Genomic DNA, 18502 nt, shown 5'->3' with positions numbered 1-18502 from the left:
GGCCGGTGGTGCAAACCATCCACTAATGTCTAATGTTGCTTGCCGCCTGTGCCTTGGGGGCTGCCGGCAAAACCGTCGCGGACAAAGTCTTGGGACGGCGCCGGAGCGTCGGCGGGAGGCGGTTCCCAGCCGAAGACGCTGCGGCCGCCGAGCTGGTGCGACAGGTCGAACTCGCCGGCGACGATCTCCTTCAGGCTCGGCCCGGTGACATAGCGTTCCAGCAGTCGCGCCTGGCCGTCCAGCCGTTGCAAGGCGCCGAGTTCCTCCTCATTGCCGAGCTTTGCCTTGCGGACCGCCGATTTCATCACCGCGATGGTCTCGTCATAGACCTTCAGCGGCACCGGAAAGGGATGCCGGTCCTTGCCGCCATGCGCCAGCGAGAACCGTGCCGGATCGGAGAAGTGGCACGGCGCGCCATGCACGACCTCGGCCACCATCGCCAGTGCCCGCACCGTTCGCGCGCCGACGCCCGGTACCAGCAGCAATTCGGGAAAATCCGCCGGGCCGCTTTCGATCGCCGCGGAAATGTTGCCGTGCAGGCGGCGCATGACGATATCGCTTTCGCGCACATCATGGTGGGCCGGCATGATCAGATTGGGCAGCATCGGCTGGGCGGATTGCGGCTTTGCCGATGGTTCGATGGCGGCAAACTCGCGCACGATGCTATCGGGACCGAGCTGGCGCAATAGGTCCAGTTGGCCGCTGCGCGAGGCCTCGGCGCGGTGATCGGTGAGGTTGACGATCTCGCCCTGCCGCTCGCCCTCGATGGCCGCATGCGGCTCGTCGACGAAACTTTTCAAGCCCTCCGAGAGCCAGTGGTAGCGGCGCGCCAGCTTGCTGTCGCCGTTCATGCCTTGCTGGACGACCACCCAATGGCTGTCATCGGTGACGATGAAGCCGTGCAGATAGAGATCGAAGCCGTCCTGCACGGCGGCGCTGTCGACCTTGGCGACCAGCCGGCTGGCCGTGGCCAGAGCCTTGCCGTCGAAGCCGACACGCTCGCCGATCGCTTCGAGTTCATGCGGCGTCTTGCGCGAATGGGTGCCGCGCCCGCCGCAGACATGGATGCCGAGTTCGCCCGACAGCGGTGTCAGCCCGCGCTTCAGCGCGCCGATCACGCTGGTGGTGATGCCGGAGGAATGCCAGTCCATGCCCATCACCGCACCGAAGGACTGGAACCAGAACGGATGCGCCAGCCGGCGCAGCAACTCGTCGCGGCCATAGTGGTGGATGATGGCTTCGCACAGCACCGCGCCCAGGCGCGTCATGCGATCGCCCAGCCATTTCGGAACCCGCCCGCCATGCAGCGGCAGGTCGGCGCTGCCGCTTCGCTGCGTCACTGATACCTCCGGCCGGTGAGTCGGTCACCGGCAGCCTCGGATAGAGATGGCATCAGGGCGACGATTTGCGAGCGGATGCGCAAACGCCGATTCAGAACCTGAATCAAGTCGGGGCTTTATCTCACTGTCTGACAATGATTTTCTTCAACCGGCTCTTTCTAAACATGGACGTCGCCGAAGGAGAGTTCGCCGTCGTCGCCAGGCGTCAGGAAGGCAGCCACCAGGAGGCCAACGTAGAGGAGCGCAACCACGGCGACAATGACTGCGCCCGGAATGGGACCGAGGGCAGCGGCGCTGACGGCCTCGCGCAATGTGCCGACGAAGCCGACCGGCACAGCTTGATCGATCAGGCTCGGCGTCGACAGTTTGAGGATCCAGGCGAGGAGCAGAATCAGCATCATGTGCATGTAGTTGCGGCGCAGACGCCGCGCCAGCGCCACCCTTTGCGAGACCAGGAATTTCGGCGCGCGCAGGCTTTCGCCGACGATCAGCAGCCAGTCAGAAGCGAAGTCCGGCTGCGGCGAGAAGATCTGAGCGAAATAGTGGCGCTCGAACTGGCGCACGCGGGCGCGATAGACATCGAAGAACCGGTAGCGACGCGCCTCGATCCACAACAGAAGGAGCACCAGCAGCATGGCGAAAAGCAGCACGCCGTGATGGGCACTGGCCGTTGACAGCGACACTGACAACATGGCGGCGACAACGGTGATCGCCCAATTGCTCGTACGGTCGAGGCGGTCGCGCCAACCGGCCATGCGGGCGATCTCGGCGCGGTGGAAATGCGACATCACGGTGACCAGTTCGCCTGACGAAAGCGGCCTGCCGATGGGCGTTGCCGGCGCATCGTTCATGGCTTCCTCCCAACCGAATAAAACGCATCAGATTTGATCTCGTTCCGCAGCGTCGGAATGGCCGGGGAGATTTCGACATCCTGGCGCGTTCGCAGGCCTGGTCCGGCCTGTCACTCCGGCCCGCCGATCCAGTCGACCAGGAGGGCGGCAAAGCCGAAGGCGGCGGCGATGGCGCAGACCTCAGGCCAGCTGCCTGAGGCCCAGGCGATGCCGGCGAGCATCGAACCGACGGCGCCGCCGATGAAGAAGATGCCGACGAAGAGGCCGTTGAGGCGGCCGCGCGCTTTCGGCTGCAGCAGGTTGATGGCGCGGCGGCCAAGCGTCTGGTCGCCGGTCACGCCGATGTCGAGCAGCACGGCGCTGACACCCATCAGCGCTAGAGACCATCCGGTTCCGGATTCAGCCGAGCCGGCCCAGGCGGCGAGCCCCATCGCGCCGATCAGCACGAGATGGCAGGCGATGGTTGCGGACCGCGTCCAGCCGCGGTCGCCGGCGCGGCCAAACAGCGGTGTCACTATCGCGCCGCCTGCGCCGACCAGTGCGAACAGCGCGATGCCGCGCTGGCCGAGGTCGAAAGGCGGCTGCGCGAGGCGCAGCGCCACCGCCGTCCAGAACAGGCTGAAGGCCGCCATCACCAGCGCCGCCGTCAGCGCGCGGCGCCGCAGCACCGGCTCGTCGCGCAGCAGGTCGAACAGTGAAGCGATCAGCGCTCCATAGGAGGATCTCGCTGCCGGCCGTCGTCGCGGCAAGGTGAAGGCAAGCACGCAAGCCAGTACGACCAGGGCCGCGGCGCTGATGCCATAAAAAGCCCGCCAGCCCCAGGCATCGGCAATCAGGCTGGCCAGCGGCCGCGCCAAAAGGATGCCGACCATCAGCCCGCTCATGACATCGCCGATGACGCGGCCGGCCTGCCCGGGCGGCGCCATCGAGGCGGCGATCGGCACCAGGATCTGGATCGCCGAACAGGCAGCCCCGAGGACGAACAGGACAATCAGCAGCGAGCCGGCGGTGGGCGCCGTTGTGGCGACGCCAGCCGCCAATGCCGCCGCGGCCAGCATGCGCAGGATCAGGGTGCGGTTTTCGGCGAGGTCGGCGAGCGGCACCAGGAAGAACAGGCCGGCGGCATAGCCGAGCAGGGTGGCCATGGCGACGAAGCCGACGCTCGCGGCACTGGCGCCGAGCGATGGCCCGATCAGGCCGACCAGCGTCTGTGGGGCGAACAAATTGGTGACGATGATGCCGACCGCGGTGGCAAACAGCAGCGTCTGCGGGCCGGTGATGGTCACAGCCGGCCCGGCCATCCGGCCGTCATTGGTGTCGAGCATTGGGGTATCGAGCATTGAGTCCTCAGGGATTTGCATGTCGTGCGAGGACTTTATGCCAAAGCATTATCATGCTACAATTCAATCAATTCGATAATGATTATGCGAGATACGCATGAATATCCACGACCTCGAAGCCTTCATCGCCGTGGTGGAGACCGGCTCGATCGTCGGTGCCTCGGCAAGGCTCAACCTCACCCAGCCGGGCGTGACGCGCCGCATCCAGAACCTCGAGGACGGGTTGGCCACCGCGCTGCTCGACCGCCAGTCGAAGCCGCTGAAGCCGACCGCCTCCGGCCGTGAGGCCTATGAGCACGGCCGGCGCGTGCTACGTTCGCTCGAGGATCTCAGGGCCGGCGTGTCGCCGCAAGGCGAGGTCAAGGGCGAGTTCCGCCTGGGCATCATGCCCTATCTCTCCGATGCCGCGCTGGCGCTGCCGCTCGATAGCCTGCGCGCTGCCTTTCCGCAGCTGACGCTGCGCATCACCTCCGGCTGGTCGCCAAGGCTGGTGGAGCAGGTGGCGCGCAGCGAACTCGACGCGGTGGCGGTGTGCCTCGCCGAGGGTTTGGCGCCGCCCGACGAACTGGTCTGCGACGATCTCGGCGTGCAGTCGGTGCTGCTGGTCGCATCACCTGGCCTCGGTGTGCCGAAGCCCGTCGATCTTGCCTCGCTGTCGCGCTTTCCCTGGGTGATGAACGAGAACGGCTGTGGTTTTCGCGCTTTCATCCGCCAGAGTTTCGAGGCCGTCAGGCTGCCGTTCCAGGTCGGGGTGGAGGCGCTCAGCGTCGATCTCAGAATGTCGCTGGTGGCGCGCGGCCACGGCATCGGCATCGTCACGCCGGGTGCCTTCGCCGACAGCCGCTGGCGCGACAGGGTGGAAGTCATCGATTGCCCGGACTTCAAGCCGCAAGTGCGCGCCTGGCTGCTGCACCGCCCGCCGGCCGGCCGGCTGAGCCGCCCGATCGCGCTGTTTCGCGACGCGCTGATCGAAGGGCTCGAGGTGCCGATGCCGCTGGTGTCGTAGAGTGGGGGTGGGGTAGCGCTAGGACCGTCTAGTCCCGTTCCGTCTCCAGCCGCTCGCGAAAATCGTCAAGCTCGGCCTGCGCGATGCCGGCGACTTCGGCGTCGGCGGGATAGCTGCCGCTCGCGACCTCGTTGCGGAAGCCCGACAAAGCTTCGACGCGCGCGTCCCTCACTGCCTTTTGCAGTACGGCCAGATTGCCCCAGGCGCGTGCATGGCGCGGCAGGCGGCCGCTCTCGCCGCAGATGTCCGAAGTGAACAGGAAGATCACGTCGGCCTCCGCGCCCGAGCCGAGCGACACGGTGACCAGCGAGGTACGGCGGTTGATCTCGGCCATCACGTCAGCCGCGATGATCTCGCATTCGACGGCGAAGGCGCCGGCATCTTCCAGTCGGCGAAAACGGTCCCACAATTCGAGCGCCTCGGCGGCGGTCTTGCCGACCGCCCGGATGCCGCCGACCCAGGTGGATTTGCGCGGCACGAAACCGAGATGGCCCATGACGGGGATCTGTTCGTTGGCGAGCATGCGCACGGTATCGAGACCGCGCCCGGTGATGACGGCGTCGGCGCCCGCCGTGATGGCGGAGAAGGCGGTGCGCAGGATTTCGTCTGGTGTCACCGCATCGGCGAAGCCGAGTGCGGCGGTGACGAAGACGCGGCGCGATCCTTCGCGCACGCGGGACACGTTGGCGGCGCGGCAGACCACCATCTCGATGCCGGCGGCCTCGGCCGCAGCTGCCTCCTCGGCGGTTTCGGCCGTCACCTGGGCGGCGTGCCGCCCGCTGCCCTTCAGCGCGCGCAGGCTCGCGACCGTCACGCTGCGCTCGACCTCGCGGCCGCCGAAGTCGAAGATGCGCGCCATCTCAGCCCTTCAGCTTCTTGGCATAGTAGTCCGGCGCGACGACGCCGGGCTTGGAGAACCATGCGGGCACATCGACGCCGGAATAAAGCAGGATGTTGCCCCACGGGTCGAAGGCGCCGGTGCGCACGATGACCTTGGCCTTGGCCGCCATCTCGCCAAGGATGGTCTCGTGCGTCGTGGTCTCGAAATCGGCGTCGGGGAACAGCCGCTTCAGCTTGGCCAGCAGCGGCGCATTGTGCACCGGCAGCGTGTCGGCATAGCCGACGCGCTCGGCGATCAGGTTGGCGGCGATCGGCGCCAGCACGGTTTCGAGATCCGGCACGTCGGGCGAGATGGCGAGGTCGATGCGCCAGGCGCTCGACGGGATCGGAAAGCCCGCATCGCAGACGATCATCAAATCGCCATGGCCCATCGAGGCGATGGCGTGCGCCAGTTCGGCGTTGAGCAGCCGGTTTCGGTTCATCTCATTTCCTTCCATGTTGTCTTGAGAGCTTCGGCGAACAGCGCGTCGGCCTGTGCCCGCTCGGGCAGGCCCGGAATGACGCCGAGCCGGGTGCAGGCGATGCCGCCGCAGACGACGCCGAAGCGGACCGCGTCAACGATGTCGCGGCCTTCGGCCAGCGCCACGGCGAAGCCGGAATTGAACGCGTCGCCGGCACCGGTGGTGTCGACCACGGCGACGGGCACGGCTGGCACCATGATGTCGAGTTCGTCGGTGAGGATCAGGGCGCCGCTGCGGCCCAAAGTGACCACCACGTTGCGCACGCCGCGCCGGCGCAATTCGCCGGCAAGCTCGCGCGAGGAGCGCGGATCGTCGGCCGGCAGGCCGAGCAGGATGCGCAATTCGCTCTCGTTGGGGGTGAGGTAATCGACATTGGCGAAGATCGCGTCGGGCAGCTGGCGCGCGGGTGCCGGATTGAGGATGGTGCGGGCGCCATGCTTGCGGCCAAGCTGCATGGCGCGGGCGGCGGCCGCGATCGGCACTTCGAGCACGGTCATGACGACGTCGCTTTGCGCAATGCGCTCTTCGGCCGCGTCGACAGTCGCCGCATCCATCAGCTCGTTGGCGCCCATGTCGAGGATGATGAAGTTCTCACCCTTGTCGTTGAGGATGATGAAGCCGACGCCGGTGGCGCGTTCGGTTCTCGTCGTGACCAGGCTCGCATCGACGCCCTCGGCGGCATAGAGGTCGGTGGCAATGCCGGCGAGCTTGTCGGTGCCGATGATGGCGACCAGCGCCGAGCGCGCGCCGAGCCTTGCGGTGGCCACCGCCTGGTTGGAGCCCTTGCCGCCGGCGCCCATGTCGAAGTCGGTGCCGAGCATCGTCTCGCCGAAGATCGGCAGTTTTGGCGCCCGCATGGTCAGGCCGACCGCGAAACTGCCTACGATGGTAATTCTGGGTGCGGTCTTGGGTGTGCTCATCAATGCCTCGTTCAGGACGCCATGGCGCGTGCCAGGATCGCTTCCTCGTTGATGCCGGCTCCGGTCAGCTCGCCTGATATGCCGCCATTGCGCAGCACCAGAACGCGTTCGGCGTTCATGATCAATTCGGGAATCTCCGACGAGATCATCACCACCGCCACGCCTTCGCCGGCGATGCCGCGCAGGATGGCGTAGATTTCGGCCTTGGCGCCGACATCGACGCCGCGCGTCGGCTCGTGCAGCACCAGCACGCGCGGGTTGGTGACCAGGCTGCGCCCAAGGATGATCTTCTGCTGGTTGCCGCCCGACAAGGTCGCCAGCTTTTGGCCGAGATGTGAAATGCGCGCGTCGAGCCGGGCGACCTGCGCGCGGGCCTCGCGGCGCACGGCACCACGCCGCATGAAGCCGGCCATCGAGAAGCGCGGCAGCGAGGCCGAGACGACATTGTTGGCGACGCTCATCGACAACAGCGCGCCGGCGCCGCGGCGGTCGGCCGGCACCAATGCCATGCCGTTGCGGATCGAGGCCTGCGGGTCGGCGGCGCGCAATTCCTTGCCGTCTATGGTGACGCGGCCGCTGCGCTGGCACAGGCCGAACAGCGCCTCGCCCAGCATGTCCTTGCCGGAATCCGGCAGGCCGCCAATGCCGAGGATTTCGCCGGCGCGGGCATGAAAGCTCAGCCTGTCCAGCCCCGGCGCGGTCAGCATCTCGACGGCGAGTACGATGGTAGCAGCGTCCGACCGCGCTTCAGGTTGCAGCGACCATTGCGCCGCCGTGTCGAGGTCGCGGCCGACCATGGCGCGGATCAGCCGGTCTTCCGACACACCGTCATTGTCGATGGTCTCGATGGTGCGTCCGTCGCGCATCACGGTGATGCGGTCGGCAAGGTCGAGCACTTCCTTGAGATGATGCGACACATAGATGACGGTGACGCCTTCGCCGCGCAATTGCCTGACGATCTCGAACAGCCGCTCGCTCTCGCGCTTGGACAGCGCCGAATTGGGTTCGTCGAGCACCAGCACGCGGGCGCGCTGGCGGATGGCGCCAGCGATCTCGACCAGCTGCATCTCGGCCACCGACAGGCGCGACACTTTCGTGTCGGGATCGAGCGCGCCCATGCCGAGCCGGGTCAGTGCCGCGCGCGCCTCGCGCCGCATCTGGTCGCGCGGCACGAAGGACAGCGACGAGCGCGCCGCCATGTCCGACATCATGATGTTCTCGGCGATGGTCAGCGTCGGGCAGAGCGCCAGTTCCTGGTAGACCACGGTGATGCCGGCGGCGCGGCTGGCCAGCGGCGAGGCAATGGTGGCGCGGCTGCCGTCGATGCGGATTTCGCCGCCGTCCGGTTGCAGGTCGCCGGCCAGGATGTTCATCAGCGTCGATTTGCCGGCGCCGTTCTCGCCGATGACGGCGTGCACCTCGCCGGCGCGGAAGCCGACGGAAATGCGGTCGAGCGCCAGCACGCCGGGGAACCGCTTGGTCAGCCCGGAGATTTCGACGATGGGGGTCTGTTGCTCTGTCATTGGCTGGCTGGCCGAGCAGGTCTGCCCGATCGGCAAACCTGCTCGGCTTGCTTGTTACTTCTTGGCCACCTCGGCGATGTTTTCCTTGGTGTAGATGCCGACGCCGGTGTCGACATTGTTGATCGGCTGGCCCTTGAGGAATTGGACGATCAGGTCGACCGCGGCAAAGCCCTGCTTCTCCGGCGCCTGGTCGATCGTAGCATTGACATTGCCGTCCTGGACAAGCTGCACCGTCTGGTCGAGCAGGTCGAAGCCGACCACCTTGACCTTGTCTGCGGCCTTGTTGCGTTCGACCCACGTGCCTGCGGCGGGCGTCGAGCAGCATTCGAGCGACAAGACGCCTGATATCGACGGATTGGCGAGCATGGCGTTCTCGATCGCCGCGTAGATCTTCTGCGGGTCGGTGCCGGTGTTGAGCGTCGAGACCACCTCGATGCCGGGTTCGGCCTTCAGCGCCTCGCGCGCGCCCTTCTCGCGGTCGAGCGACCACTGCGCGGCGGCGTCGATGGTGGTGATCATCACCTTGCCCTTGCCGCCCAGCACCTTGGCCATCAGCTTGCCGGCCTCGCGGCCGGACTGGACGAGATCCTGGCCAGCGAAGGCGAGGCGCTTGCTCTCCGGATTGTCGGTGTTGAAGGTGACGACCGGGATGCCGGCGGCGATGACGCGATCGATCACCGGCGCCAGCGCGTCGGTGGAGACGGAGGAGATCGCCAGCCCGTCCATCTTGCCCATCAGCGTCTCGATCTCCGAGATCTGGCCGTCGGCATCGGCGCCGACCGGGCCGATGAACTGGGCGCCGACCTTGTCCTCCTTGGCGGCGCGCTCGACGCCGGCCTTCATGAACGGCGCGAATTCGTTGGAGACGTCATGGTAGGAAACGTAGATGTCTAGCGGCTGCCCGGCATCGATCTTGGCCTTGATGCGCGGCGCCAGCGTAAAATCGGCGAGCTTGGATTCGGCGTGCGCCGACAGTGGAAACAGACCGAGCATGGCTGCGAGAATGACGTGTCTGATGTTCATGGATAGTCCTCCCTTTTTGGTTCTGATTGCTTCTGTTTTCTGCACTTAACCCGTCCGGCGCGTGCTCCATTTGTCGATGCCGACCGCGATGATGATGACCAGGCCGATCATCAGTTCCTGCACGAAGGGCGATACGCCCAGCAGCACCAGCCCGTTGCGCATCACGCCGATGATCAGCACGCCCAGAATGGTGCCGAGGATGGTGCCTTCGCCGCCCGACAGCGAGGCGCCGCCGACGATGGTGGCAGCGATGACGTCGAGCTCCAGGCCGAGCCCGGTGCGTCCGGCCTGGCTGGAGGGCAGGAAGGCGAGGCCCAGAATGCCGGCAAGCGCGGCGAGCACGCCCATCAGGATGAAGGCTGATATCTTGACCTTGTTGACGGAGATGCCGGAGACCCGCGCGGCCTTGGCGCTGCCGCCGACGGCATAGACGCGGAAGCCGAAATTGGAGAAGGACAGCACAATCCAGGCCAGCACCGCGACGATGACGAAGAACACCAGCTGCATCGGGATGATGGTGAACAGGTAGCCCTGGCCGATGAAGGAGAAGGTCTGCAGCACTTCCGGCAACGCGCCGTTGCGGGCGTTGACCGTCACCGGCTGGCCGTTGGTCAGGATGAGGGCCGCACCACGTACGATGGAGAGCATGCCGAGCGTGGCGATCAGCGAGGGCAGGCGGCCATAGGTGGAAAGCACGCCGTTGATGAGGCCGATGGCGACGCCGGTGAGCAAGCCGACGCCGATCGCCGGCAGCAGCGTCCAGCCGGCAATGATCAGCATGCCTGTGGCGAGGCCGGAGAATGCGTAGGTCGAGCCGACCGACAGGTCGACCTCGCCGGCGATCAGCACGAACGTCATGCCGACCGCCATGATCCCGAGCAAGGAGATCTGGCGCCCGACATTGAGCAGGTTCAGCGATGTCAGGAATCCATCGGTGGCGAAGGACAAAAACAGGCACAGCACGAGCAGCGCGATGAACACGCCTGCCTCGCGCGCCCGCAACAGCCGCGCCATCGTGAATCGGTCCGTGGCTGGCGCGCGCGCGCCGGTCCTGACCGCATCGGCCATACAGCATCCTCCCTGCGTGCGGCCAGCCGGTCCTCACCAGCGTGGCCACTCCTCCGTTTCATCGACCCGAGCCGAGCTCATGCGCGGGCCGTTGACTTGGAGCCGGTCCCGAACTGATTCAGGATCAGGCTCTATCTTCCTGTTCGGCCATGATTTTTCGGGAGTCCGGTTGCGGCTCCCTGGATCATGGTCGGGCGTGGGCTGACCGCCACACCCTGTATTTGCAGCGTCAGGACGCCTTGCGGAAGGAGCCGGCCGGCACCTTGTGCATCTCGTCAAAATTTCCGTAGTCGCGCACCTTCTTGAACGGCGCGTTCTCGACGGCGTTGTAGGAACAGATGTAGCCCCAGCGATAGGTGTCCGAACGGTTGGCATCGGAGCGGTGCAGCAGATTGCCGTCGAAGATCAGGGCGTCGCCGGCTTCCATCTCGACATAGATGTGCTCGAAGCGTTTCAGCGCCGCGTCCAGATGTTCCTGCTCGACATTGGTCTGGTCGTTCTCTCTGATATGGTTGAGACGGCCGAGCTTGTGCGTGCCTTTCAGCACCTGCAGGCAGCCGTTCTCGCGGGTCGCCTTGTCGAGCGCGACATAGATGCTCATCATCTCGGGCGCCAAGCAGCCGTAATTGTACCAGTAGCCGAAATCCTGGTGCCATTCCCAGGCGCCGCCCTCATTGGGCTGCTTCATCGTCATCTTGTGGCTGTAGAGGTAGATCGGCTTGCCGACGGCGGCCTCGGCCAGATCGACCATGCGCTCGTCGCGGGCGAGAAGGCCGTATTTGTCGTCCTCGGCCTTGGTCCACATCTTGAGAAGAGTGGTCTTGCCTTCCTTGTCGCCCTTGGCCATCACGGCGCCGCTCTTGTTCTCCGCTTCGAGCTGCTTGCGGGCGTGGTCTCGGAAATCCTCCACTTCCGCGACGCTCAGCAGTCCCCTGCGGATAATGTACCCGTCACGGGCGTAGAGCTCGGTTTCCTGCTTGGTCATCGCCAACATCGTCTTGCCTCCCTGGTCCATCGGGCCGCCGCTGGCGCAAGGCGCCTGGAAAGCCCGCAAAACTTGGGGGATCCGGCCACTACCCGCCGAAATCCCGTCCTCTTGAGATCGACCATAGCGACGCTTGGAAGCGAACAAAATGGACAGCAAGGCACTCGTTTTGTATAAAACGCGCATGATGGCAAAGACGTCGGTTTTCGAGGGTTTCCACTATGTGCCGGCGGCCGGATGGACGCGCACGGCGTTCAGCGTGCTGCGCGCCGGCAAGGTCGCCGCGGCGCCCGACTACCGCATCGAACGGCCCGTCTATCCCGGCCAGGACATCCTCTATTGCCTGTCGGGCCGGGGTTTCGTGGAGACGCTGGGGCAGAGGCTGGAGGTGCGCGCCAACCAGCTGGTGTGGATGGCCAACGAGGCGCCACATGTGCACGCGGCCGATCCGGCCGATCCCTGGACCTTGCTCTGGTTCAGGCTCGATGGGCCCGATCCGGCTATCCTGCGGCGGAAATTGTTCGGCGAAGGGATATTGCGGACCGTGTTCACGGAAGGCACCGGCCCGGCGCCATGGTTCGAGCGGCTGTTCGCGGCGTTGCGGCGACGCGACGCCGGGCTCGACCTGCGCCTCAACCAGTTGGTCGCCGAATTCCTGCTTCTGGTCGACCGTGCGGTGAACGGCGCCGGCAATGACGATCTGCCGAAGCCGCTTGCCGCCGCACTCGACGCCATGCGCGCCGAGCCCGGCTCCGCCTGGACGGCGCCGGACCTCGCCACCGTTACCGGCCTCGGCGCCTCGCAGATCAGGCGGCTGTTCCAGAAACATCTGCGCACCAGCCCCCACCAATGGCTGATGCGCGAGCGGCTGATGCAGGCGCAGTCGCTGCTGGTGCAGGGCGACCAGCCGCTGGCCGAAGTGGCCGAGGCCTGCGGCTTCTGCGACGTCTATCATTTCGGGCGCGAGTTCAAGCGCTCGGTCGGCATCTCGCCGGCCGCCTGGCGGCGCAGCGAACTGAGTGCGGCGCCGGGGCGTTAGGATAGTCGATACTTACGAATCCTTTCAGGCGGTTGGGCGTGGCTGTTCAGATTTTGAGTCCGCGTGTCCGGCCGTCCCTTGAGAATCTCCTTGCCTTGAGCAACATGGCGACGATGCCCGAGGCGCAAGAATGAACAAGCCGATTTCCACCGCACCACCACGCAAGGCGCCGATGGCTCTGACCGCGGACCTCGTTGCCCGCACCATGCGCGCGGTAGAGGATGCCGGGCCGACGCCGGGCATGGTTTACATGACCGATGCGGACTATGCGCGCATCCGCGACGAAGTGCTTGCCACGGCTCCAGCCGGGCCGCTGAAATTGTTTGCCTATGGCTCGCTGCTGTGGAAACCCGCAGGCGAGGTGAGCGGCGGCGAACGCGCGGTGGCGACCGGCTGGCACCGCTCGTTCTGCTTCACGGTGCAGCGTTTTCGCGGCACGCTCGAGCAGCCCGGCCTGATGATGGCGCTCGATCGTGGCGGCCAATGCCAGGGCATGGTGTTCGAGATCGCCGAGCCGGTGGCGGCCAATCTCGAAGCGCTGCTGCGCCGCGAGATGACCATCCTGCCAGCCGTCAACGTGCCGCGCTGGCTGCAGGTCAGGACCGAAGGTGGTATCTGCCGCGCGCTCGGCTTCGTCGTCGATCCGGCCAATCCGCGCTATGCCGGCAAGCTCGACAAGCAGGCGATCGCGGCGACGCTGGCGACAGCCGTCGGCCATTGGGGATCGGGCGCGGAATATCTGTTCGAGACCATCCGCCACCTCGAAGCCTGCGGCATCCGCGACCGCAATCTGTGGCAGCTGCAGGCGCTGGTGGCCGAGGAGATCGGACGCCTGTCGTTCACCCGTCCCTGAGCCATACCAGCATTTCGCCGGGCTCGCGGTTGTCCCAGGCGAAGTAGGGAATGGCGGTCAGACGCGTCTCGGCGGTGGCCGGCGGCTCGGGCCTGTAGAGCCCGCTTTGCCAACCGTCGGCGGCGTCGGCAAGTGCTGTAGCCGACAGCGTCACCACACCGCCGAGAAGCTCCGGCCGGTGCCGTGCTTCGACGCTGGCCGTCCTTGGCAGGGACACGCGATGCAGCTGGCTGTCATTGTCTGATGCCTCGACGCAGTAGATCAGCGGGCCGCGCGACAGCGCGACGCGGCCGGCATCCTGACGCACCTGCGGGTTGGCATAGAGCCGCTCGATCGGCATTTCGAGATCGAGCCGCACCTGGTCGCCCTTTCTCCATGTCCGCCGGATCGCGGCGTAGCCGTCGCTGGTGATTTCAGCCAGCTTGACCGCCTCGCCATTGATCTTCAGCTCGGCGGCGGCGCTCCAGGCTGGGATGCGCAGGTGCAGCGTGAACTCGACCGGCGCCTGTGGTTCAACCGTGATCTCGACGGCGCCGTCCCAGGGATAGCGGCTCGCCTGGGCAAGGCTGACCGGGATGCCTGATATGTCGAAGCGGGCGGTCGAGTCGCCATAGAGATGGACGGCCAGCGCATCGTCGGCCAAGCTGTAGAAATAGCTGCCGATCGAGGCGACCATGCGCCCGATATTGGGCGGGCAGCAGGGGCAGCGGTGCCATTTCCAGCGGTTGTGGGCGCCCCGGCTTTCCAGCGGATTCTCGTAGAAGAACAGCGAGCCGTCGAGCGACAGGCCCGAGATCGAGCCATTGTAGAGGGCGCGTTCCATCATGTCGGCGTAGCGCGCGTTCGGTCCCATGCCGAGCATGCGGCTGGCCCAGAACACCAGCCCGACCGCGGCGCATGTCTCGGCATAGGCGCTCTCGTTGGGCAGGTCGTAGTCGCTGGTGAAACCCTCATTGTCCGCCGACGGTCCGAGCCCACCGGTGATGTAGAGGCTCTTGGTGGTGAGATCGTCCCACAGAAGGTCGAGTGCGGTGCGCAGCGTGTCGTCGCCATACTCGGTGGCGATGTCGGCCATGCCCGAATAGAGGTACATCGCCCTGACCGCGTGGCCGACCACCTTGTCCTGCTCGCGCACCGGCTTGTGCGACTGGTTGTACTCATAGGTCTTGAAGTGGAAATCCTTCGGATCGGCGCCGCGGGCGCGGGCCTCCTCGTCGAAATAATGCGGCTGCCGGCCGCGCTCGTCGATGAAGTATTTCGCCAGCTCCATGTATTTCCGCTCGCCTGTCACCCGTGCCAGCTTGACCAGCGCCAACTCGATTTCCTCATGGCCGCAATAGCCATGTTTCTGGCCGGGCTGCGGCCCCAGCACCGTGGCGATATGGTCGACGAAGCGACACATCACATCGAGCAGCTTGCGTTTTCCGGTGGCCTGGTAGTAGGCGACCGCGCCTTCGATCAGATGGCCGGCGCAATAGAGCTCGTGGCAGTCGCGCAGATTGGTCCAGCGCAGGCCGGGCTGGATGCGCTGGTACCAGCTGGAGAGATAGCCGTCTTCCTGCTGCAGCTTCTCATACATGTCGATGACGGCATCGATCTTCTTCTCCAGTTCCGGGTTCTTGCGCCGGTAGAGCGAATAGGCCGCGGTTTCGATGGTCTTGCCCCAGTCGGAATCCCAGAACATCTGCGTCGTCACGGTGCGGGCGGTGAAGCCGTCATTGACATGGAAGGGGATGACGACGCCGGGCGAGGGCCGGTCCGGGTCGATCTGCTCCAGCATACGGGCCTCGACGCAGCGCTCGTAGAGGATGTCGGCGGTGCGCGTGGCGACCGCGTCGGCGCGGTCGCCCCAGAAGCCGTGCACGTCGACCTGCGGCACCGGCAGCGGGCGGAAGGCGAGCTTTGGCTTGGCCGATTTTACGGATGGCGATGCGGTCATGAACTTACTCCATTCGGTCTGTCTATTTGACGGCCCCGGCCATCAGGCCGCGGATGTAGAAGCGCTGCAGGGCCAGGAACAGGATGAGGCAGGGCACCATCATCACGGTGACGCCCGCCTGCACCGCGCCCCAGTCGATGGCGCCGAAGCGGCCCGATTGCAGTGCGGTCATCATCACCGGCAGCGTGAATTTCGACTGGTCGGTCATCAGCACCAGGGCGGCGAGGAATTCGTTCCAGGCGCCGAGGAAGGCAAACAGCGCGATGGTGACGACGCCCGGCCAGACCAGCGGCAGCATCACCTTCAAAAGCATGGTGAGATTGCTGGCGCCGTCCATGCGGGCGGCTTCCTCGATCTCGCGCGGCACCGCGTCGAAGGCGTTGCGCATCATGAAGATCGAGAACGGCAGTTGCAGCGTCACATAGACGCCGACGAGGCCGGTCAGCGTGTTGTGCAGGCCAAGCTTGGTCAGCACCAGGAAGATCGGCGTCAGGATCGACTGGAACGGGATCATGATCGTCGACAGGATGAGGATGAAGAACAGGTCCTTGAACGGAAACCGGAAGCGCGAAAAGCCGTAGCCGGCCAGCACGCTGACTGCGACCGACAGCACCACCGTCATCACCGAGACGTAGATGCTGTTCTGTGCCGAGACCCACAGCCCGTCGCCGAAGCTGTTGAGCGTGGCATAGTTCTCCAGCGAGAAGCCTGATGTCGGCCAGGGCGGCAGCGGCGGCTGGCGTGCTTCCTGCGCCGGCTTGAACGCCGACAGAACGGCCCACACGATCGGCGCGGCAAACAGCACCGAGGCGATGATGCCGGTCGAATGCTCGCCGATGCGGGCCAGAAGCCGGCTGTTGCGGGAGGCGGCCTGCGCCATCAGTCGAGCCCCTCGGGCTTGCGCAGCAGCCACAGCTGGACCAGGCTGAGCGCCACCAGGACGACGAGCAGCACCATCGACAAAGCCGCGCCATAGCCGAGCTTGAACGACACGAAGGACTGGTTGAAGATCCAGTAGACCGCCGTCAGCGTCTGGTTGCGCGGGCCGCCGCGCAGGATGATGTAGAACTGGTCGAAGGCGAGGATCGAGCCGGCGACCGACAGGATCAGCGCCAGTGCCAGCGTGCGGCGCATCAGCGGCAGGGTGATCGCCCTGAACCTGGCGAAAGGCCCGGCGCCGTCGATGACGGCGGCCTCCTGCAGATCCTGCGGGATCGATTGCAGGCCGGCCATCAGGATGATCATGGTGAAGCCGGCGACCTTCCAGACGACCATGGCGATGATCGACCAGAAGGCCGGCTGGAAGGTGGCCAAAAGGTTGAACTTCCTGTCGATCAGGCCAAGGTCGTAGGCGGCCGGGCTGAACAGGCCGGAATCGACATTCAAGAGCCACGACCACAGCAGGCTGGCCGAAGCGAAGCCGACAACCGCCGGCATGAAGAACATGGTCCGATAGAGATTGGTCAGCGGCCGCGGCCGTTCGACGAACAGCGCCAGCGGAAACGCCACCACGAAGATCGCGATGGTGACGATCACGGTGTAGTAGGCGGTGAAGCGCAGCGCGTTCCAGAACCTGGTGTCGCGCAGGATGGCGACATAGTTGCCGAGGCCGATATAGCTGTGCTCGCCCATCAAGGGCCAGTTGTGCAGCGACATCCACGCCGTCATGCCGAGCGGGATCAGGAAGAAGACGACGACCAGCGCAACAGCCGGCGCGACATAAAGCAGGCCGATCCACTGCCGGCGGCCGGCGACTTTGCGGGCGCGGGGCGGGGCGGTGGTTGCTGCGGTGATGACGGTCATGGCTGCTCTTCCGTTGGCACTGCGTCCCCCTCCCCCTTGAGGGGAGGGTCCGGCCGAAGGCCGGGGGTGGGGTCGTCTCTGCAGCGCGCCGACATCAAGAAACGTCGAGCACTGCCGAGACGACCCCACCCGGACCTGCGGTCCGACCTCCCCTCGAGGGGGAGGTGGGGTTGGCGCTTATTTCTGCGGCGCCTGGTCGATGATCGACTGCATCGTCTCCTGCGCATTGGCGATCGCGCCGTCGACATCGTCGCCGAAGAAGACCTCGTTGATCATCTGCGTCCACGGCCCGTTGGCGGAGTTGATCAGGTCGTTGAACACCACCGAATAAGGCGTGCGGCCCTTGGCCATTGCCTCGGCGGCGATCTGGTAGCGTGGATCGAGATCCTTCAGCGCCTCCTTGGCGATGTCGCCGCGCACCGGCAGGCTGCCGTATTTGGCGAGGATCGTCTGGCCCTCGAGCGAATAGGCGAAATCGAGGAACTCCTTCACCACGGGCAGTTTCGTGGTGCCCTTGGTGACGACGAAATTGTCGCCGCCGGCAAAGGACGACCAGCCGCTATCCTTGCCCGGCAGGAAGGTGACGCCGTAGTCGATATCGGGATACTGGGTGTTGAGCGCGCCGATGGCGAAGGCGCCGGACGGCGAGATGCCGATATTGCCGGCGGCGAAGGCGGCGAAGAAGTTGGCGCCGGTGTCGGTCTGCGCGCCTGCCGGCACCAGATCCTTCTTGACCATCGAGCGGTAGAGATCGATGGCGCCGCGCAATTGCGGGCTGTCCAGCGTCGCCTTGGAGCCGTCCTCCGAGAGAATGTCGCCGCCAGATGCCCAGATCAGCGGCGTGAAGGTGAAGATGTTGCAGCCGCCGCAATTGCCGGAGAAGTAGAAGCCCTTGATGTTGCCGCCGAGTGCGTTGACCTTCTCGGCGTCGGCCGCGATCTCGGCCCAGTTGGCCGGGCCTTTTTCAGGGTCTAGGCCAGCCTGCTTGAACAGCTTCTTGTTCCAGATCAGCACCGAGGCGTCGGCGGAGAAGGGCAGGCCGTAAATGTGGTCCTTGTAGGTTCCGGTCTTCACATGCGCCGGCGACAGGCTGGCGAAATAGGGCAGGGACTTGGCCCAGTCGGTGATGTCCTCCAACTGGCCGGCAGCGGCGAAGGAGGGCGTGTAGATCAGGTCCAGCGACAGCGCGTCGGGCGCCGTGCCGCCAGCGGCCGCAGCACCATATTTCGGGATGATCTCGGCATTGGGGATGATGTCCAGCTTGACCTGGTTGGTGTGCGCCTTGTTGTAGGCGTCGACGATCCTCGGCATGAAATTAGAGCCGTCGGCGCGCACCCAGATGTTGGCCGTCTCGGCGGCGGCAGTGCCAAGCCCGCTGCCCAGAACGGCAGTGGCCAGGGCCAGTTTGGCAATCAGGTTCCTCATGTTCTCCTCCTCCAGGGTTGGCCGCG

At 65.7% G+C, this 18502-nt stretch carries 17 protein-coding genes; 3 read left to right on the top strand and 14 right to left on the bottom strand.

The features are described from left to right. Positions 1-29 precede the first annotated feature (29 nt). From EJ076_RS27275 to EJ076_RS27265, 3 genes are all read right to left on the bottom strand, one after another. Complete coding sequence (locus tag EJ076_RS27275) at positions 30-1340, bottom strand: DUF763 domain-containing protein (protein ID WP_245462896.1); 1311 nt, start codon at positions 1338-1340, stop codon at positions 30-32. A 158-nt stretch (positions 1341-1498) separates the two neighbouring features. Continuing rightward, entirely contained in the window at positions 1499-2191 is a 693-nt protein-coding gene (locus EJ076_RS27270; RefSeq protein ID WP_109660299.1) for a DUF2270 domain-containing protein, read from the bottom strand. Positions 2192-2301: 110 nt separating this feature from the next. Continuing rightward, complete coding sequence (locus EJ076_RS27265) at positions 2302-3516, bottom strand: MFS transporter (protein WP_126071154.1); 1215 nt, start codon at positions 3514-3516, stop codon at positions 2302-2304. Positions 3517-3628: 112 nt separating this feature from the next. On the opposite strand from EJ076_RS27265, the gene EJ076_RS27260 reads away from it, so the two are divergent. Beyond that, complete coding sequence (locus EJ076_RS27260) at positions 3629-4537, top strand: LysR family transcriptional regulator (RefSeq protein ID WP_126069943.1); 909 nt, start codon at positions 3629-3631, stop codon at positions 4535-4537. 28 nt (positions 4538-4565) lie between these two features. Here the strand turns inward: EJ076_RS27260 and EJ076_RS27255 are convergent, their stop codons facing one another. The 7 genes from EJ076_RS27255 to EJ076_RS27225 form a co-directional block, all read right to left on the bottom strand. Beyond that, a complete protein-coding gene (locus EJ076_RS27255) occupies positions 4566-5396 on the bottom strand; it encodes a 3-methyl-2-oxobutanoate hydroxymethyltransferase (protein WP_126069942.1) in 831 nt (276 codons plus the stop codon). 1 nt (position 5397) lies between these two features. Further along, positions 5398-5859: a D-ribose pyranase gene (gene rbsD / locus EJ076_RS27250; protein ID WP_109661348.1), complete on the bottom strand. Its 462-nt coding sequence runs from the start codon at positions 5857-5859 to the stop codon at positions 5398-5400. Further along, a complete protein-coding gene (locus tag EJ076_RS27245; protein ID WP_245462895.1) occupies positions 5856-6818 on the bottom strand; it encodes a ribokinase in 963 nt (320 codons plus the stop codon). The genes rbsD and EJ076_RS27245 overlap by 4 nt, the downstream gene beginning before the upstream one ends. Before the next feature lie 11 nt (positions 6819-6829). Next, on the bottom strand, positions 6830-8341 hold the full coding sequence (locus tag EJ076_RS27240; RefSeq protein ID WP_126069940.1) for a sugar ABC transporter ATP-binding protein: 1512 nt from the start codon (positions 8339-8341) through the stop codon (positions 6830-6832). Positions 8342-8395: 54 nt separating this feature from the next. After that, positions 8396-9364 carry a sugar ABC transporter substrate-binding protein gene (locus tag EJ076_RS27235; RefSeq protein ID WP_126069939.1) on the bottom strand — a complete coding sequence of 323 codons (969 nt, stop codon included), beginning with the start codon at positions 9362-9364 and terminating at the stop codon, positions 8396-8398. Between the two features lie 45 nt (positions 9365-9409). Further along, positions 9410-10432 carry an ABC transporter permease gene (locus EJ076_RS27230; RefSeq protein WP_126069938.1) on the bottom strand — a complete coding sequence of 341 codons (1023 nt, stop codon included), beginning with the start codon at positions 10430-10432 and terminating at the stop codon, positions 9410-9412. Between the two features lie 229 nt (positions 10433-10661). After that, positions 10662-11426, bottom strand: a complete 765-nt coding sequence (locus EJ076_RS27225) for a phytanoyl-CoA dioxygenase family protein (RefSeq protein ID WP_109661350.1) — start codon at positions 11424-11426, stop codon at positions 10662-10664. A gap of 139 nt (positions 11427-11565) precedes the next feature. Here EJ076_RS27225 and EJ076_RS27220 point away from each other — a divergent pair, with 139 nt between their 5' ends. Together EJ076_RS27220 and EJ076_RS27215 are read left to right on the top strand one after the other, a co-directional pair. Then, positions 11566-12456 carry a helix-turn-helix domain-containing protein gene (locus EJ076_RS27220; protein WP_126069937.1) on the top strand — a complete coding sequence of 297 codons (891 nt, stop codon included), beginning with the start codon at positions 11566-11568 and terminating at the stop codon, positions 12454-12456. A gap of 130 nt (positions 12457-12586) precedes the next feature. Next, positions 12587-13309 carry a gamma-glutamylcyclotransferase gene (locus tag EJ076_RS27215; RefSeq protein WP_126069936.1) on the top strand — a complete coding sequence of 241 codons (723 nt, stop codon included), beginning with the start codon at positions 12587-12589 and terminating at the stop codon, positions 13307-13309. On the opposite strand, the gene EJ076_RS27210 is transcribed toward EJ076_RS27215, so the two are convergent. The 4 genes from EJ076_RS27210 to EJ076_RS27195 all read right to left on the bottom strand — a co-directional run bounded on the left by EJ076_RS27210 (position 13296) and on the right by EJ076_RS27195 (position 18476). Then, a complete protein-coding gene (locus EJ076_RS27210) occupies positions 13296-15248 on the bottom strand; it encodes a glycoside hydrolase family 127 protein (RefSeq protein ID WP_126069935.1) in 1953 nt (650 codons plus the stop codon). The two genes, EJ076_RS27215 and EJ076_RS27210, sit on opposite strands and share 14 nt — an antisense overlap. A gap of 22 nt (positions 15249-15270) precedes the next feature. Continuing rightward, positions 15271-16128: a carbohydrate ABC transporter permease gene (locus EJ076_RS27205; protein ID WP_126069934.1), complete on the bottom strand. Its 858-nt coding sequence runs from the start codon at positions 16126-16128 to the stop codon at positions 15271-15273. After that, positions 16128-17051: a sugar ABC transporter permease gene (locus tag EJ076_RS27200; protein WP_126069933.1), complete on the bottom strand. Its 924-nt coding sequence runs from the start codon at positions 17049-17051 to the stop codon at positions 16128-16130. The genes EJ076_RS27205 and EJ076_RS27200 overlap by 1 nt, the downstream gene beginning before the upstream one ends. 177 nt (positions 17052-17228) lie before the next feature. Further along, entirely contained in the window at positions 17229-18476 is a 1248-nt protein-coding gene (locus EJ076_RS27195) for a sugar ABC transporter substrate-binding protein (protein WP_126069932.1), read from the bottom strand. Positions 18477-18502 lie beyond the last annotated feature (26 nt).

The sequence above is a fragment of the Mesorhizobium sp. M7D.F.Ca.US.005.01.1.1 genome, assembly GCF_003952545.1.
In the GTDB taxonomy this organism is placed as follows: Bacteria; Pseudomonadota; Alphaproteobacteria; order Rhizobiales; family Rhizobiaceae; genus Mesorhizobium; species Mesorhizobium loti.
The sequence above is the reverse complement of the archived record's forward strand: the minus strand, read 5'-3'. Positions and strand labels throughout refer to the sequence as shown.

Coding starts and splice junctions, on each gene's coding strand:
- EJ076_RS27270 (WP_109660299.1), bottom strand. CDS start 2,191: ATGAACGATGCGCCGGCAACGCCCATCGGCAGGCCGCTTTCGTCAGGC.
- EJ076_RS27265 (WP_126071154.1), bottom strand. CDS start 3,516: ATGCTCGACACCAATGACGGCCGGATGGCCGGGCCGGCTGTGACCATC.
- EJ076_RS27260 (WP_126069943.1), top strand. CDS start 3,629: ATGAATATCCACGACCTCGAAGCCTTCATCGCCGTGGTGGAGACCGGC.
- EJ076_RS27255 (WP_126069942.1), bottom strand. CDS start 5,396: ATGGCGCGCATCTTCGACTTCGGCGGCCGCGAGGTCGAGCGCAGCGTG.
- rbsD (WP_109661348.1), bottom strand. CDS start 5,859: ATGAACCGAAACCGGCTGCTCAACGCCGAACTGGCGCACGCCATCGCC.
- EJ076_RS27245 (WP_245462895.1), bottom strand. CDS start 6,818: ATGAGCACACCCAAGACCGCACCCAGAATTACCATCGTAGGCAGTTTC.
- EJ076_RS27240 (WP_126069940.1), bottom strand. CDS start 8,341: ATGACAGAGCAACAGACCCCCATCGTCGAAATCTCCGGGCTGACCAAG.
- EJ076_RS27235 (WP_126069939.1), bottom strand. CDS start 9,364: ATGAACATCAGACACGTCATTCTCGCAGCCATGCTCGGTCTGTTTCCA.
- EJ076_RS27230 (WP_126069938.1), bottom strand. CDS start 10,432: ATGGCCGATGCGGTCAGGACCGGCGCGCGCGCGCCAGCCACGGACCGA.
- EJ076_RS27225 (WP_109661350.1), bottom strand. CDS start 11,426: ATGTTGGCGATGACCAAGCAGGAAACCGAGCTCTACGCCCGTGACGGG.
- EJ076_RS27220 (WP_126069937.1), top strand. CDS start 11,566: ATGGACAGCAAGGCACTCGTTTTGTATAAAACGCGCATGATGGCAAAG.
- EJ076_RS27215 (WP_126069936.1), top strand. CDS start 12,587: ATGAACAAGCCGATTTCCACCGCACCACCACGCAAGGCGCCGATGGCT.
- EJ076_RS27210 (WP_126069935.1), bottom strand. CDS start 15,248: ATGACCGCATCGCCATCCGTAAAATCGGCCAAGCCAAAGCTCGCCTTC.
- EJ076_RS27205 (WP_126069934.1), bottom strand. CDS start 16,128: ATGGCGCAGGCCGCCTCCCGCAACAGCCGGCTTCTGGCCCGCATCGGC.
- EJ076_RS27200 (WP_126069933.1), bottom strand. CDS start 17,051: ATGACCGTCATCACCGCAGCAACCACCGCCCCGCCCCGCGCCCGCAAA.
- EJ076_RS27195 (WP_126069932.1), bottom strand. CDS start 18,476: ATGAGGAACCTGATTGCCAAACTGGCCCTGGCCACTGCCGTTCTGGGC.